Here is a 14,189-nt window from a genome sequence, read left to right as displayed (position 1 = left end):
CGCCGTGACAGCCGCTTCCGTTTCCGCCTAGGCCGCCTCGACCCGTACCGGCACGCCGTTGAGTGCCGCGTTGCCGGATACCGCGTCGAGCTGGCGATCATCGGTCAGGTCGTTGGCGCTGGCACCCGGCTGGGCGCTGGCGATGCCCATCTGCACGCCGGGGCGGGCATGGCCCCAGCCATGCGGCAGGCTGACCACGCCAGGCATCATCTCGTCGCTGGCCACCGCCTCCACTTCGATCTCGCCGACCCGCGACTGTACGCGCACGCGCTGGCCATCGCTCAGGCCTCGGCCGGCCATATCCTGCGGGTGCATCAGCAACTGATGGCGCGGCTTGCCCTTCACCAGGCGCTGGTAGTTGTGCATCCAGGAATTGTTGCTGCGCACATGGCGGCGGCCGATCAGCACCAGCTCGCCCGCAGCCGGCAGCGGCTGGGCAGCGAAGCGCGCGAGATCCCCAACCAGCAGCTCGGGGGCGGCCTCGATGGCCTTGGATTCGGTTTTCAGGCGCGCCGCCAGGTTCGGCTTGAGCGGCCCCAGGTCGATGCCGTGGGGCGCGTCCTGCAGCGCCGCCAGACTCAGCTTGTGCTCGGACTTGTCGCCGTAGGGGCCGAAGCGCAGGCCCATGTCGATCATCTGCGCCGGCGCCATGGTCGGCTTCAGCTCGGTGCCGTTCTTGGCGGCGAAGGCCTGGGCCAGGCCGACGAAGATTTCCCAGTCGTCCAGCGCGCCTTGCGGCTTGGCCAGCACCGGCTGGTTGAAGCGGGTGACGTTGCGCACGGCGAACACGTTGAAGGTGGTGTCGTAGTGATCGTGCTCCAGCGGCGCGGTGGGCGGCAGGATCAGGTCGGCGTGGCGGGTGGTCTCGTTGATGTAGAGATCCACCGCCACCATGAAGTCGAGGCCATCCAAGGCCTGTTCCAGCTGGCGGCCATTGGGGGTGGACAGCACCGGGTTGCCGGCGACTGTGATCAGCGCGCGGATCTGCCCTTCGCCGGGAGTCAGCATCTCCTCGGCCAGGGCCGCCACCGGCAGCTCGCCGCCGTATTCCGGCAGGCCGGAAACGCGGCTCTGCCAGACATTGAAGTGGCCGCCCGAGGTGGTCGCCACCAGATCCAGCGCCGGGCTGGTGCACAGTGCACCGCCGACCCGGTCGAGGTTGCCGGTGACCAGGTTGATCAGCTGGATCAACCAGTGGCACAGGCTGCCGAAGGCCTGGGTGGAGACACCCATGCGCCCGTAACACACGGCCGACTCGGCAGCGGCGAAGTCGCGGGCCAGCTGGCGAATATCCTGCGCCGGCACGCCGCAGCGGCCACTCATGGCCTCGGCAGTAAAGGGCGCAATGGCGGCCTTTACCTGCTCCAGGCCATTGACCGGCAGCGCGCTGGCGCGGGTCAGGTTCTCGGCGAACAGGGTGTTGAGCAGGCCCAGCAGCAGCGCCGCGTCGTTGCCCGGGCGCACGAACAGATGCTGGTCGGCCATGGCCGCCGTCTCGCTGCGCCGCGGATCGACCACCACCAGCTTGCCGCCGCGCGCCTTGAGCGCCTTGAGGCGCTTCTCCACGTCCGGCACGGTCATGATGCTGCCGTTGGAGGCCAGCGGGTTGCCGCCAAGGATCAGCATGAACTGGGTATGGTCGATGTCCGGGATCGGCAGCAGCAGGCCGTGGCCGTACATCAGGTAGCTGGTCAGGTGATGCGGCAGCTGATCCACCGAGGTGGCGGAGAAGCGGTTGCGCGTCTTCAGCTGGCCGAGGAAGTAGTTGCTGTGGGTCATCAGCCCGTAGTTGTGCACGCTAGGGTTGCCCTGGTACACGGCCACGGCGTTCTTGCCGTGTTCGGCCTGGATCGCCGTCAGGCGCTCGGCGACCAGCGCGAAGGCCTCGTCCCAGCTGATCGGCTGCCATTGGCCGTCGACCTGGCGCAGCGGCTGGCGCACGCGATCGGGGTCATTCTGGATATCCTGCAAGGCAACGGCTTTCGGGCAGATATGGCCACGGCTGAAGCTGTCCTGGGCGTCGCCCTTGATCGACAGGATCTGCCGGCTGCCGTCGGCGCGGTCTTCGGTTTCGATGGTCAGGCCGCAGATGGCCTCACACAGGTGACAGGCACGGTGATGGAGGGTCTTGGTCATGGCCTAGCCTCATTGTTCTGTTCGAGACGACCGGTCTAGTCGTTGAACCCTGACTATGGAGGCTGGAGGGAGGGTTGGCCAGCGGCCTTTATTTCATGAATCGGCGGGCATCATGCCCACCGATTCAAGGTGCAATCGTGCTGCGAGTGGGCGCTGCCGCAGAGACCGCGCCCAAACCGATCAACGAATTGCGCTGATGGTGCCCTTGTTGCCGGTCACCTTGACGTTGACGGCCTTGTACACCATGTAGTCCTGGACGCTGACTTCATAGCGCGGCGCCACGATCAGGTCGGCACCGGAGGACTTCACTGCCTTGAACGCCGCTGCGGACTTGGCTGCCGCCACCGGATCCAGGCCGAGGGCGAAACCACCCTCGCCGCCGCCGTAGGTCACGCCATCGGCGAACTGGGTGTCACCGCCCAGCTTGAACAGACCGAACAGGATGTTCACCGAGGACTCGCCGGTGATCGACTCACCGACCGCGACGTCGGCCTTCAGGTTGGTCTGGACTTCGCCGTTGAGCGGAGCGCTCGGCTGGCTGTAGTTCTGGCTGGCGCAGCCAGTCAGCAGGGCCAGGGCGGAAAAAGCGGCGGCATAAGCTACGTATTTCATGCAAGACTCCTTTGCATTAACTATCCATGAGCCCCGTTGCGGGGCGAGTGCCATTCCAGGCGGGGCGCATGGTAGAAGTGCCCGAACGGGCTCAGCAAGCCGGGAATGCACTTTTGTGACGCCGCCCGCAGCCACCCTCCCCGTCGCCGCAAATGACGGCCGACGGCGCCAATTTGCTCCAGCGCGTCGTTTCCTTATAAGATCGCGCCTCCCCGTTTGTCGCCCCTGCGCGGCTCCTGCCGCTCTCCGGACTGCTTTTCCCCGAAAAAACGCAGCGGCGATAAGTTGTTGAAATGAAGGTAATGAATGATGAGCGCCCGGCACTTTCTCTCGTTGATGGACTGCACCCCTCAGGAACTGAGTGGGCTGATCCGTCGAGCCATCGAGCTGAAGGATCTGCGCAAGCGCAGCGTGCTGTTCGAGCCGCTCAAGGGCCGCGTGCTGGGGATGATCTTCGAGAAGGCCTCGACCCGTACCCGCCTGTCGTTCGAAGCCGGCATGATCCAGCTCGGCGGCCAGGCCATCTTCCTCTCGCCGCGTGACACCCAGCTGAACCGTGGCGAGCCGATCAGCGACACCGCCATCGTCATGTCCAGCATGCTCGACGTGGTGATGATCCGCACCTTCGCCCACAGCACCCTCACCGAGTTCGCCGCCCACTCCAAGGTGCCGGTGATCAACGGCCTGTCCGACGACCTGCACCCCTGCCAGCTGCTGGCCGACATGCAGACCTTCGCCGAGCAGCGCGGCAGCATCGCCGGCAAGACGGTGGCCTGGATCGGCGACGGCAACAACATGTGCAACACTTATATCGAAGCGGCCCGCCAGTTCGACTTCCAGCTGCGCGTGGCCTGCCCCGAGGGCTACGAGCCGAATGCCGAATTCCTTGCCGCTGCCGGCGATCGCGTGCAGATCGTGCGCGACCCGCTCGAGGCCGTGCGCGGCGCCCATCTGGTGAGCACCGACGTGTGGACGTCGATGGGCCAGGAAGAAGAAACCGCCAAGCGCCTCAAGCTGTTCGCCCCCTACCAGGTCAACCGCGCCCTGCTGGATGCCGCCGATCCGTCGGTGATCTTCCTGCACTGCCTGCCGGCTCACCGTGGCGAAGAGATCAGCACCGACCTGCTCGACGACCCGCGCTCGTTCGCCTGGGATCAGGCGGAAAACCGCCTGCATGCACAGAAGGCGCTGCTGGAAATGCTGGTCGCGCCGGCCTACCGCGACGCATGAGCCAGCCCCTGCTGCTCAGCCTGCGTGAACTGGTCTGCGGCTACCACGAACACCAGGTGGTGCAGCAGCTCAGCCTGCACCTGAACGCCGGCGATATCGGCTGCCTGCTCGGCCCCTCCGGCTGCGGCAAGACCACCACCCTGCGTGCCATCGCCGGTTTCGAGCCGGTGCTGCACGGCGAGATCGAGCTGGGCGGTGAAGTCATCTCGCGCGCCGGCTACACCCTGGCCCCGGAAAAACGCCGCATCGGCATGGTGTTCCAGGACTACGCCCTGTTCCCCCACCTGACGGTGGCGCAGAACGTCGCCTTCGGCATCCGCCAGCACCCGCGCCGCGAGCAGATCACCGCCGAACTGCTGGAGCTGGTCAAGCTCGGCCATCTCGACCGGCGCTACCCACATGAACTGTCCGGCGGCCAGCAGCAGCGAGTATCCCTGGCCCGCGCGCTGGCTCCGGAACCGCAGCTGCTGCTGCTCGACGAACCCTTCTCCAACCTCGACGGCGAGCTGCGCCGGCGCCTCAGCCATGAGGTGCGCGACATCCTCAAGGCGCGCGGTACCAGTGCCATCCTGGTCACCCACGACCAAGAAGAGGCATTCGCCGTCAGCGATCACATCGGGGTCTTCCACGAAGGCCGGCTGCAGCAGTGGGACACGCCCTACAACCTCTACCACGAGCCGCTGACGCCCTTCGTCGCCAGCTTCGTCGGCCAGGGCTACTTCATCCGTGGCCAGCTGCAGAGCGCCGACAGCGTGCTGACCGAGCTCGGCAGCATCCGCGGCAACCGCGCCTACACCTGGGCCGCGGGCAGCGCGGTGGACGTGCTGCTGCGCCCCGACGACATCATCTATGCCCCCGACAGCGCCCTGCAGGCGCAGATCGTCGGCAAGACCTTCCTCGGTGCCGCCACTTTGTACCGCCTGCAGCTGCCCACCGGCACCCAGCTGGAAGCAATCTTCCCCAGCCATGTCGACCAGCAGCCCGGCCAGCAGGTCGGCATCCGCGTGGCCGCCGACCACCTGGTGCTGTTCCCCGCCCAGGGCAGCGTGGCCGCCCAGATCAAGCTGCCCGAGTCCGGCGTGCGCCGCTACAGCAGCAACTGAGCACCACGCCGCACTCACTGCGTAAGCCGCAGGGCGGGTGCAACCCGCGCAGCAGGCCGCAGACTGTCGCGGTTTCTCCCACCCTACGAGAACCTCAGAGGAACAGCGTGCCCTTGCTGACCAGCACCGCCTGACCAGCGATCTTCACCCGCTCGCCCTGCAGGCGGCAGTGCAGCTCGCCGCCGCGCGCCGAACACTGGAAGGCGCTCAGCTCGGTCTTGTCCAGGCGCTCGGCCCAGTAGGGAATCAGCAGGCAGTGGGTGGAGCCGGTGACCGGATCCTCGTTGATGCCGATGGACGGCGCGAAGTAGCGCGAAACGAAATCGTGCTGCACCCCGGGCGCGGTGATCAGCACCCCCAGCCCCGGCAGCTTGGCCAGCGCCACCAGATCCGGCGTGCAGTCGCGCACCGCCTGCTCGGACTCCAGCACCGCCATCAGCTCGTTGCTCTGCCGCGCCGCCAGCACCGGCACGCCCAGCGCCCGTTCCAGTTCGGCACTCACCGCCACCTCGGCGGCGCGTACCACCGGGAAGTCCAGCACCAGCCGCCCCTGCTCGCGAGTCACGCTGAGCGGGCCGGACTGGCAGATGAAGTCCAGGCGCTCGCCCGGCTCGCCATAGCACTCGAACAGCACATGGGCGGTCGCCAGGGTGGCATGCCCGCACAGCGGCACTTCGGCCGTCGGGGTGAACCAGCGGATGCGCCAGACCGCACCCTCACGCACGGTGAAGGCGGTCTCCGCCAGGTTGTGCTCGGCAGCGATCTGCTGCATCAGGCTGTCGGCCAGCCAGCTGTCGAGGCGATAGACCATCGCCGGGTTGCCGCTGAAGGGACGCCCAGCGAAGGCATCGACCTGATGAAACTCTAGTTGCATGACGTGCACTCCTTTCCATGAAGGCCTACAGCATGCCGGGGCAGCCAGCCCGACACCCGGTACAGTCGCCGGTTATTCCTGCACTACAGCTGCACTGTATCAATGCGCAACGAACAGGCACAGTGCATAGCTCAATCGCAAAAAGTTCTTAAAAAGTCATTATTCCTTAATAAATCAGTAACTTGAAAATTCTGGCATGCCCCCTGCTATGACCCACCCCGGTCAGCACAACGGCGTGTCTGCCAACTCAACCGACAACGACGTCACGTATTCCCTCTCCCTCTGGAGCAGCGGATTCGTGGCGTTTTTTTTTGCGTTATTTGGCATACAGGACAACCGCTATGCGCATGATGAAACCCTCCCTGCTGTCGCTGGCCATCGCCGGCCTCACCTTCAGCCACGCCGCCTTCGCCGAAGAGTCGCTGAGCAACCTGATCAGCCAGGGCAAGCCGATTCTCGATGCCCGCTACCGCTTCGAGAACGTCGACCCGAACAACGCCCTGCGTGATGCCAACGCCCAGACCCTGCGTACCCGCGTAGGCTTCCAGAGCGGCAAGTGGTACGGCCTGTCGGGCCTGCTGGAAGTGGACAACGTCAGCCGCCTGGGCGATGCCGCCTACAACGACACCCGCAACGGGCAGAAGGAATACTCGGTGGTCGCCGACCCCGACGGCAGCGAGATCAACCAGGCCCTGCTGCGTTACGACCACAAGTACGGCAGCGCCGTCCTCGGCCGCCAGCGCATCAACCTGGATAACCAGCGCTTCGTCGGCGGCGCCGCCTGGCGGCAGAACGAGCAGACCTACGACGGCGCCCTCGGCCAGCTCAAGCCGCTTGACGGCCTGACCCTGACCTACGCCTACATCGACCAGATCAACAGCATCTGGGGCCCGGACAACGGCCGTTACGACAACGCCAGCAACCCGGCCAACATCGACGGCCACAGCCACCTGATCAACGCCCAGTACGTGGCCATGCCGGAACTGACCGTCACCGCCTACGACTACCTGCTCGACCTCGACAACCTGGCCGTCACCAGCAGCGCCGCCGAGGGCACCCTGTCCAGCCAGACCAGCGGCCTGCGCCTGAACGGCGCCATCGCCGGCGTCAGCTACGTGCTCGAGTACGCCAAGCAGAAGGACTACGGTGACAACCCGCTGGATCTGGACAGCGACTACTACCTGGCCGAGCTTGGCTACACCATCAAGGGCGTGGCGCTGAAGGCCGGTTATGAAGTGCTGGGCGGCGACGAGGGCCCGGGCAACCGCGCCTTCCAGACCCCGCTGGCGACCAAGCACGCCTTCCAGGGCTGGGCCGACCAGTTCCTCACCACCCCGGCCGACGGCATCGAGGACGCCTACCTGGGCGCCACCGCACCGCTGCTGGGCGGCACCCTGCAGGCGGTCTACCACGACTTCGACACCGAGCAGGGCAGCGACAGCTACGGCGACGAGATCGACCTGTCCTACGGCCACCCGATCCCCGGCGTCAAAGGCCTGGTCGGCCTGCTCAAGTACGCCAGCTACAACTCCGATGACGAAGCCCGCACCGTCGATACCGACAAGTTCTGGCTGCAGCTGCAGTACACCTACTGAGGAAATTCCCCCTTGCCGTCGCTCCCGCGCAGGCGGGAGCCCAGCCTCTGGATTCTCGCCTGCGCGGGAATGACGGCTTTCAGGGGATCCCTACGTGTGTCGACCCGGCTGCGTTGCCGCGCAGCGGACTCCGACTCGCAAAGCTGCTCATTACCAGCGCGCGGCCCAGCCGCGCGCCCCTGGAGGTTTTCATGAACAGTCGTATTGCCCTGCTGTTCGGCCTGCTCGTCGCCCTGCTCTGCCCACAGGCGCAGGCCACCATCAGCAATGCCGAAGCAATGAACCTGTCCGGTATGCAGCGCATGCTCAGCCAGCGTATCGCCAAGAGTTACCTGATGATCGGTGCCGACGTGCGCAGCGATGTGGCCCTGCAACAGCTCGACCAGAGCGTGGCGCGCTTCGAGAGCAACCAGCAGGCCCTCAGCGAATACGCCCCCACCGCGGAGATCGGCCAGGCCCTACTGCAGGTCGGCCAGAGCTGGCAGGTCTACCGCGAACTGGCGCTGTCCAGCCCCAGCCGTGAACAGGCCGTGCAGGTGGTGCAGCTCAGCGACCAGCTGCTGGCGCAGAGCGAACAGGTGGTGCAGCTGATCCAGCAGCATGTCGGCGGCACCAGCGCCGGGCTGGTCAACCGCAGCGGCCGCCAGCGCATGCTCAGCCAGCGCATCGCCAAGCTGTACCTGGCCCTGAGCTGGCAATTGCCGATGGCCGACCTGCAACAGCAGCTGCAACAGGCCACCGATGAATTCGACGCGGCGCAGCAGAGCCTGCTGGTTGCCGAGCAGAACACCCCGCAGATCCGCGAGGCGCTGAAGAAAGTCGAGGCCCAGTGGCGCTTCGCCCGTGCCGGCTTCCAGCTCTCGGCGGACTCGCGCTACGTGCCGACGGTGATTACTACCACCACCGAGACCCTGCTGTGGCAGATGAACGATCTGACCAGCGCCTACGAGCAGGTGATGCAGCGCAGCTGATCAGCCCTCGTCGACCCCATAGGCCTTGAGCAGAGCCTGCAACCGGCCATCGGCCCGGTAGCGCCGCAGGCCCTGCTCGAACAGTTCGACATAGCGCCGACTGGAATCCAGCGCCGGCGAAAAGGCCAGGTAGATGGGCGCATCCGTCTCGCGGCAACCAGCCTCGCGCAACGTCCCGCTCTGCCCGCTGCTGGCCAGCATGGACTGCATCACCCAGCGATTTTCCAGAACCGCATCCAGGCGCCCGTGCAGCAGCTTGCTGACGTTCAGGGCCAGCGCCCGATCACCGGAAGCCACCTGGATCGGCCCGCTGCGGCTGCGCTTGTCGGCGATATAGGCATTCAACTGGTCGCCGTAGCTGTAGTCGTTGATCACCCCGAGACGCACCTGCGGCAAAGAGTCGACCCCGCTGAATTGCCAGGTCGAGTCCGGCCGGGTGAAAAAGCAATTGCGCGACTGCGCCACCGGCGTGGCGGTAAACAGGAAGTCCGGAGCATCCGCGACACCTGCGCCAATCGCGGCATTCAGCGTGCCGCTACGCACCTCGCGCAACGTGCGGGCCCAGTTCAGTGCCTGGTATTCGACGCGGATGCCGGACTCGGCAAAGATGCGCTGCGCCAGCTCGACGAAGATACCCGGCCGCGCCGAGCCCGGCTCGCAGTTGATCGGGCACCAGATATCGCCGGCGATCACCAGGGTTTCCGCCCGCGCCACGCCCGTCGCCGCCAGACAGAGCAGCAGCGACAGGACTTGCACCAGAGCGGACAGATGACGGCACAACGGCATGCGGCACCTCAAGAAGGAAGTGCCTCCTTGTACCATCTCACCCCTCGCTGCGCACCCTCTTCACCGCATCCAGCCAGCCGGCGTAGAGCTTGCCGCGATGGGCGCTGGCCATGCGCGGTTCGAAGCGGTGCTGGCGGTGCCAGTGGCTGGCGATTTCTTCCAGGCTGCCGTACAGCCCGGCCTGCAGGCCGGCCAGGTAGGCCACGCCGAGGGCGGTGGTCTCGGTGACTTCCGGGCGCTCCACCGGCACGCCGAGGATATCGGCGAGGAACTGCATGACCCAGTTGTTGACCACCATGCCGCCGTCCACCCGCAGCGCGCTGGGCTCGGCGGCGCCATCCTGGCGCATGGCCTCGAGCAGGTCACGAGTCTGGTAGCACACCGACTGCAGGCCGGCGGTGACGATCTCCTTGATCCCGGTGTCGCGGGTCAGGCCGAAGATCGCCCCGCGCGCCTTCGGATCCCAGTACGGCGCACCGAGGCCGGTGAAGGCCGGCACCAGGTACACGCCGCAGGCATCGCCGGTCTGCTCGGCCAGGGATTCGGTGTCGCGGGCATCGCTGATCAGCTTGATGCCATCGCGCAACCACTGCACCGCGGCGCCGGCGACGAAGATGCTGCCCTCCACCGCATAGGTGACCTTACCGTTCAGGCGATAGCCGACCGTGGTCAGCAGGCGGTTCTTCGACACCACCGGTTGCTCGCCGGTGTTCTGGATCATGAAGCAGCCAGTGCCGTAGGTGCTCTTGACCATGCCGGCGGAGAAACAGGCCTGGCCGATCAGCGCGGCCTGCTGGTCGCCGGCCATGCCCAGCACCGGAATCGCCGCGCCGAGCAGCTCGGCATCGCAGGTGCCGAACTCGGCGGCGCAGTCGAGCACCTCCGGCAGCAGGCTGCGCGGGATGTCGAACAGCGCCAGCAGCTCGTCGTCCCACTGCTGGCTATGGATATTGAACAGCAGGGTGCGCGAGGCGTTGCTGGCATCGGTGCGGTGCGCCTTGCCGCCGGTCAGGCGCCACAGCAGGAAGCAGTCCACGGTGCCGAAGCGCAGCTCGCCACGCGCGGCGCGCTCGCGGGCACCGGGCACGTTGTCGAGGATCCAGCGCAGCTTGGTGGCGGAGAAATACGGGTCGATCAGCAGGCCGGTCTTCTCCGCCACCTGCGCCTCGTGGCCGGCGGCCTTGAGCCCGGCGCAGTACTCGGCGGTGCGCCGATCCTGCCAGACGATGGCCGGATGGATCGGCGCGCCGCTCTGCACGTCCCAGACGATGGTGGTCTCGCGCTGGTTGGTGATGCCGATGGCGCGGATTTCCTCGGCCTTCAGCCCTTCCAGGGCCAGGGCCTCGCGGCACACCTTGAGGGTGGTCAGCCAGATTTCCTCGGCGTCGTGCTCGACCCAGCCATCCTTGGGAAAGTACTGCTTGAACTCCTGCTGCGCGCGAGACAGCGGCAGGCCCTGGGCACTGAAGACGATGGCACGGGAGCTGGTGGTGCCCTGGTCGATGGCAAGCAGGTATTGGGACATGCACGTTTCCTTGTTGTTATCTATTCGCTCCCCTCTCCTCCCCGGAGAGGGGCCGGGGGTGAGGGGCTCGCGTCACTCGCGGCCGATGGCGGCAAAACTGCCCTGGGTGTGTTCGGCCAGCACTGCGGCGCTCAGCTCCACCTCCAGACCACGCCGACCGGCGCTGACATGGATGGTTGGCTGCAGCCGCGCCGATTCGTCGATAAAGGTGCGCAGGCGCTTCTTCTGCCCCAGCGGGCTGATACCGCCGACCAGGTAACCGGTGCTGCGCTGGGCCAGCTGCGGGTCGGCCATGTCGGCCTTCTTCGCCCCGGCGGCATGGGCCAGGGCCTTGAGGTCGAGGCTGCCGGCCACCGGCACCACCGCCACCAGCAGCTCGCCCTTTTCGGTGGCGGCCAGCAGGGTCTTGAATACCCGGGCCGGATCCAGACCGAGCTTTTCCGCCGCCTCCATGCCATAGGAAGCAGCCTTGGGATCGTGGCTATAGCTGTGCACCCAGTGCTCGGCCTTGGCCTTTTTCAACAGATCGATGGCAGGAGTCATGTTCGAATGTGAAAATTCCCTGACAGAATTCGCGTACCTTAACGGAAAAAACCGCCGGAAGCAGTCTTTTAACGTCACCAAGCGACGGGCAAGCTGCCTATATAATGCCGCGACCGCCGCCCAAGGATTGCCCATGAGCCTCCCGCCCCGCCAGCACAGCATTCTCGAACGCACCCGCGAACGCGGCTATGTGAGCATCGACGAACTGGCCCAGGCGTTTGCCGTGACCCCGCAGACCATCCGCCGCGACATCAACCAGCTGGCCGAAAAGGGCCTGCTGCGGCGCACCCACGGCGGCGCGGCGAGCGAGGCCTCGAGCATCCAGAACACCGCCTACGCCATGCGCGCCGGGCAGATGCGCGACGAGAAGCAGCGCATTGCCGAGGCCATCGCCGCACAGATTCCCGACCATGCCTCGCTGTTCATCAACATCGGCACCACCACCGAGGCCATCGCCCGCGCCCTGCTCGGCCACAAGCACCTCAAGGTGATCACCAACAACCTACACGTGGCGGCCCAGCTCAGCGCCAAGGCCGACTTCGAAGTGCTGGTGGCCGGCGGCACGGTGCGCGCCGACGGCGGCGTGGTGGGCCAGGCGGCGGTGGATTTCATCCAGCAGTTCAAGGTCGACTTCGCCCTGGTCGGCATCAGCGGCATCGACGAAGACGGCAGCCTGCTCGACTTCGACTACCAGGAAGTGCGGGTGTCCCAGGCCATCATCGACAACGCCCGCCAGGTGCTGCTGGCCGCCGACTCCAGCAAGTTCGGGCGCAATGCCGTGGTACGCCTGGGCTCGCTGAACCTGGTCGACCAGGTCTTCACCGACGCCCCGCCACCGGCGGCCATCGGCCGCGTGCTGCTCGAACAGAAGATCCAGCTGCATATCGTCTGAGTCGCACCTGCAGGGCGGGTGAAACCCGCGCGGCCAGCAATGCGGGTTGCCCCCGCCGCCTCTCTTTCCCTTCCTCGCCCTCGTCAAACCGTCAACAACTGCTGCGACGCTCTGCCACTCGGCTTGAAACCGCATCCCGGGCTGGCGTCGTGGTCGCCGTTCGACTAGCATATTTTCGATAACGAACATCAATGCGTTCACTTTTAAACTTTCCGGTGCCTTCGCCATGCCCCACAGCCAGACTCCCCCGCTCGCCGAAATCTACGACCTGGCCGTGGTCGGCGGCGGTATCAACGGCGCCGGCATCGCTGCCGACGCCGCCGGGCGCGGCCTCTCGGTGTTCCTCTGTGAACGCGACGACCTGGCCCAGCACACCTCCTCGGCCAGCAGCAAACTGATCCACGGCGGCCTGCGCTATCTCGAACATTACGAATTCCGCCTGGTGCGCGAGGCCCTGGCCGAACGCGAGGTGCTGCTGGCCAAGGCGCCGCACATCGTCAAACCCATGCGTTTCATCCTGCCGCACCGCCCGCACCTGCGCCCGGCCTGGATGATCCGCGCCGGCCTGTTCCTCTACGACCATCTGGGCAAGCGCGAGAAGCTGCCCGGCTCCAACGGCGTGCGCTTCGGCGCCGGCAGCCCGCTCAAGGCGGAAATCGGCCGCGGTTTCGAATACTCCGACTGCTGGGTCGACGACGCCCGCCTGGTGGTGCTCAACGCCATGGCCGCCCGCGAGCGCCACGCGCACATCCACACCCGCACCCGCTGCGTCAGCGCACGGCGCAGCAAGGGCCTGTGGCACCTGCACCTGGAGCGCGCCGATGGCAGCCTGTTCTCGATCCGCGCCCGCGCCCTGGTGAATGCCGCCGGTCCCTGGGTGGCGCGCTTCATCGAGGACGACCTGAAGCAGAAGGCGCCCTACGGCATCCGCCTGATCCAGGGCAGCCACATCGTGGTGCCACGCATCCATGAAGGCGAGCAGGCCTATATCCTGCAGAACGAGGATCAGCGCATCGTCTTCGTCATTCCCTGGCTGGAGCGCTTCAGCCTGATCGGTACCACCGATCGCGAGTACCGTGGCGACCCGGCCAAGGTGCGCATCAGCGACGAGGAAACCGACTACCTGCTGCAGGTGGTCAACGCCCACTTCCGCAAGCAGCTGCAACGCAGCGATATCCTGCACACCTACTCCGGCGTGCGCCCGCTGTGCGACGACGAATCCGACGAACCTTCGGCGGTCACCCGCGACTACACCCTGTCACTGTCCGGCGCACCGGGCGAAGCGCCGCTGCTGTCGGTGTTCGGCGGCAAGCTGACCACCTACCGCAAGCTGGCCGAGGCGGCCCTGCAGCACCTGGCGCCCTACTTCCCGCACCTGTGCCCGCCCTGGACCGACCTGGCACCGCTACCCGGCGGCGAGAACATGGACAGCCGCGAAGCCCTGGTGGACAAGCTGCTTGCCCGCTTCGGCTGGCTCGACCGCGAACTGGCGCGGCGCTGGGCCGCCACCTACGGCAGCCGCACCTGGCGCCTGCTGGATGGCGTGCAGCAAGCCAGCGAACTGGGCGAGCACCTGGGCGCCGGCCTGTACAGCCGCGAGGTGGACTACCTGCGTCGCGAGGAGTGGGCCCACAGCGCCGAAGACATCCTCTGGCGTCGCAGCAAACTCGGCCTGTTCATGACGCCCGGCCAGCAGGCGCGCCTCAAGGACTACCTGCAGGGCCAGCGCAGCGTCCCGCAGGCACAGGCGCTCTGAGAACCTGCTTACGACCTCCTGACTCGCGGCCATACCGCGTTAAAAGCGGCCTCAAAATGCTCATTTACACTGCGTAAACTGCGCTTTTTCGGCCGTTTGATTCGCTGGCGCTCTCCCTTCGGGCCAGCCTTTGGCTGTTACTCCCGCTGGTCGTTGCGCCTTGTCT

Annotated in this window: 12 protein-coding genes; 6 read left to right on the top strand and 6 right to left on the bottom strand. The window is 66.3% G+C overall.

Translation table 11 applies throughout. The annotated features are described in order from the left end of the window. Positions 1-27: 27 nt before the first annotated feature. Both A9179_RS07000 and A9179_RS06995 read right to left on the bottom strand, forming a co-directional pair. Positions 28-2,136, bottom strand: coding sequence for a molybdopterin oxidoreductase family protein (locus A9179_RS07000; protein WP_187805109.1), 2,109 nt, complete (start codon positions 2,134-2,136; stop codon positions 28-30). 180 nt (positions 2,137-2,316) lie between these two features. Beyond that, a complete protein-coding gene (locus A9179_RS06995) occupies positions 2,317-2,748 on the bottom strand; it encodes a hypothetical protein (RefSeq protein WP_187805108.1) in 432 nt (143 codons plus the stop codon). 309 nt (positions 2,749-3,057) lie between these two features. On the opposite strand from A9179_RS06995, the gene argF reads away from it, so the two are divergent. Together argF and A9179_RS06985 are read left to right on the top strand one after the other, a co-directional pair. Then, positions 3,058-3,978 carry an ornithine carbamoyltransferase gene (gene argF, locus A9179_RS06990; protein WP_187805107.1) on the top strand — a complete coding sequence of 307 codons (921 nt, stop codon included), beginning with the start codon at positions 3,058-3,060 and terminating at the stop codon, positions 3,976-3,978. Further along, the gene (locus A9179_RS06985; RefSeq protein ID WP_187805106.1) at positions 3,975-5,081 is read left to right on the top strand and encodes an ABC transporter ATP-binding protein; all 1,107 of its coding nucleotides are present in this window, start codon (positions 3,975-3,977) and stop codon (positions 5,079-5,081) included. The genes argF and A9179_RS06985 overlap by 4 nt, the downstream gene beginning before the upstream one ends. A gap of 94 nt (positions 5,082-5,175) precedes the next feature. Here the strand turns inward: A9179_RS06985 and A9179_RS06980 are convergent, their stop codons facing one another. Beyond that, on the bottom strand, positions 5,176-5,955 hold the full coding sequence (locus tag A9179_RS06980) for a PhzF family phenazine biosynthesis protein (RefSeq protein WP_187805105.1): 780 nt from the start codon (positions 5,953-5,955) through the stop codon (positions 5,176-5,178). A 341-nt stretch (positions 5,956-6,296) separates the two neighbouring features. Between A9179_RS06980 and A9179_RS06975 the strand changes: the two genes are divergently transcribed. Together A9179_RS06975 and A9179_RS06970 are read left to right on the top strand one after the other, a co-directional pair. Continuing rightward, on the top strand, positions 6,297-7,550 hold the full coding sequence (locus A9179_RS06975) for an alginate export family protein (RefSeq protein ID WP_187805104.1): 1,254 nt from the start codon (positions 6,297-6,299) through the stop codon (positions 7,548-7,550). Positions 7,551-7,741: 191 nt separating this feature from the next. Further along, positions 7,742-8,521, top strand: coding sequence for a type IV pili methyl-accepting chemotaxis transducer N-terminal domain-containing protein (locus A9179_RS06970; RefSeq protein ID WP_187805103.1), 780 nt, complete (start codon positions 7,742-7,744; stop codon positions 8,519-8,521). Here A9179_RS06970 and A9179_RS06965 read toward each other — a convergent pair whose 3' ends face one another. The 3 genes from A9179_RS06965 to ybaK form a co-directional block, all read right to left on the bottom strand. Beyond that, complete coding sequence (locus A9179_RS06965; RefSeq protein WP_187805102.1) at positions 8,522-9,307, bottom strand: substrate-binding periplasmic protein; 786 nt, start codon at positions 9,305-9,307, stop codon at positions 8,522-8,524. Positions 9,308-9,344: 37 nt separating this feature from the next. Next, positions 9,345-10,832 carry a glycerol kinase GlpK gene (gene glpK, locus A9179_RS06960; protein WP_187805101.1) on the bottom strand — a complete coding sequence of 496 codons (1,488 nt, stop codon included), beginning with the start codon at positions 10,830-10,832 and terminating at the stop codon, positions 9,345-9,347. A gap of 72 nt (positions 10,833-10,904) precedes the next feature. Further along, positions 10,905-11,375 carry a Cys-tRNA(Pro) deacylase gene (ybaK, locus tag A9179_RS06955; RefSeq protein ID WP_187805100.1) on the bottom strand — a complete coding sequence of 157 codons (471 nt, stop codon included), beginning with the start codon at positions 11,373-11,375 and terminating at the stop codon, positions 10,905-10,907. A gap of 133 nt (positions 11,376-11,508) precedes the next feature. Between ybaK and A9179_RS06950 the strand changes: the two genes are divergently transcribed. Then, positions 11,509-12,267 carry a DeoR/GlpR family DNA-binding transcription regulator gene (locus A9179_RS06950; RefSeq protein ID WP_187805099.1) on the top strand — a complete coding sequence of 253 codons (759 nt, stop codon included), beginning with the start codon at positions 11,509-11,511 and terminating at the stop codon, positions 12,265-12,267. A 226-nt stretch (positions 12,268-12,493) separates the two neighbouring features. Continuing rightward, entirely contained in the window at positions 12,494-14,023 is a 1,530-nt protein-coding gene (gene glpD, locus A9179_RS06945; protein ID WP_187805098.1) for a glycerol-3-phosphate dehydrogenase, read from the top strand. The last annotated feature ends 166 nt before the right edge of the window (positions 14,024-14,189 follow it).

The sequence above is a fragment of the Pseudomonas alcaligenes genome, from assembly GCF_014490745.1.
GTDB classification, from domain to species: domain Bacteria; phylum Pseudomonadota; class Gammaproteobacteria; order Pseudomonadales; family Pseudomonadaceae; genus Aquipseudomonas; species Aquipseudomonas alcaligenes_C.
The sequence above is the reverse complement of the archived record's forward strand: the minus strand, read 5'-3'. Positions and strand labels throughout refer to the sequence as shown.

Excerpts from the sequence above, each read along its gene's own strand:
- glpK (WP_187805101.1), bottom strand. The coding sequence starts at position 10,832 with ATGTCCCAATACCTGCTTGCCATCGACCAGGGCACCACCAGCTCCCGT.
- A9179_RS06980 (WP_187805105.1), bottom strand. The coding sequence starts at position 5,955 with ATGCAACTAGAGTTTCATCAGGTCGATGCCTTCGCTGGGCGTCCCTTC.
- glpD (WP_187805098.1), top strand. The coding sequence starts at position 12,494 with ATGCCCCACAGCCAGACTCCCCCGCTCGCCGAAATCTACGACCTGGCC.
- A9179_RS07000 (WP_187805109.1), bottom strand. The coding sequence starts at position 2,136 with ATGACCAAGACCCTCCATCACCGTGCCTGTCACCTGTGTGAGGCCATC.
- A9179_RS06965 (WP_187805102.1), bottom strand. The coding sequence starts at position 9,307 with ATGCCGTTGTGCCGTCATCTGTCCGCTCTGGTGCAAGTCCTGTCGCTG.
- A9179_RS06995 (WP_187805108.1), bottom strand. The coding sequence starts at position 2,748 with ATGAAATACGTAGCTTATGCCGCCGCTTTTTCCGCCCTGGCCCTGCTG.
- A9179_RS06950 (WP_187805099.1), top strand. The coding sequence starts at position 11,509 with ATGAGCCTCCCGCCCCGCCAGCACAGCATTCTCGAACGCACCCGCGAA.
- A9179_RS06985 (WP_187805106.1), top strand. The coding sequence starts at position 3,975 with ATGAGCCAGCCCCTGCTGCTCAGCCTGCGTGAACTGGTCTGCGGCTAC.
- A9179_RS06975 (WP_187805104.1), top strand. The coding sequence starts at position 6,297 with ATGCGCATGATGAAACCCTCCCTGCTGTCGCTGGCCATCGCCGGCCTC.
- ybaK (WP_187805100.1), bottom strand. The coding sequence starts at position 11,375 with ATGACTCCTGCCATCGATCTGTTGAAAAAGGCCAAGGCCGAGCACTGG.
- A9179_RS06970 (WP_187805103.1), top strand. The coding sequence starts at position 7,742 with ATGAACAGTCGTATTGCCCTGCTGTTCGGCCTGCTCGTCGCCCTGCTC.
- argF (WP_187805107.1), top strand. The coding sequence starts at position 3,058 with ATGAGCGCCCGGCACTTTCTCTCGTTGATGGACTGCACCCCTCAGGAA.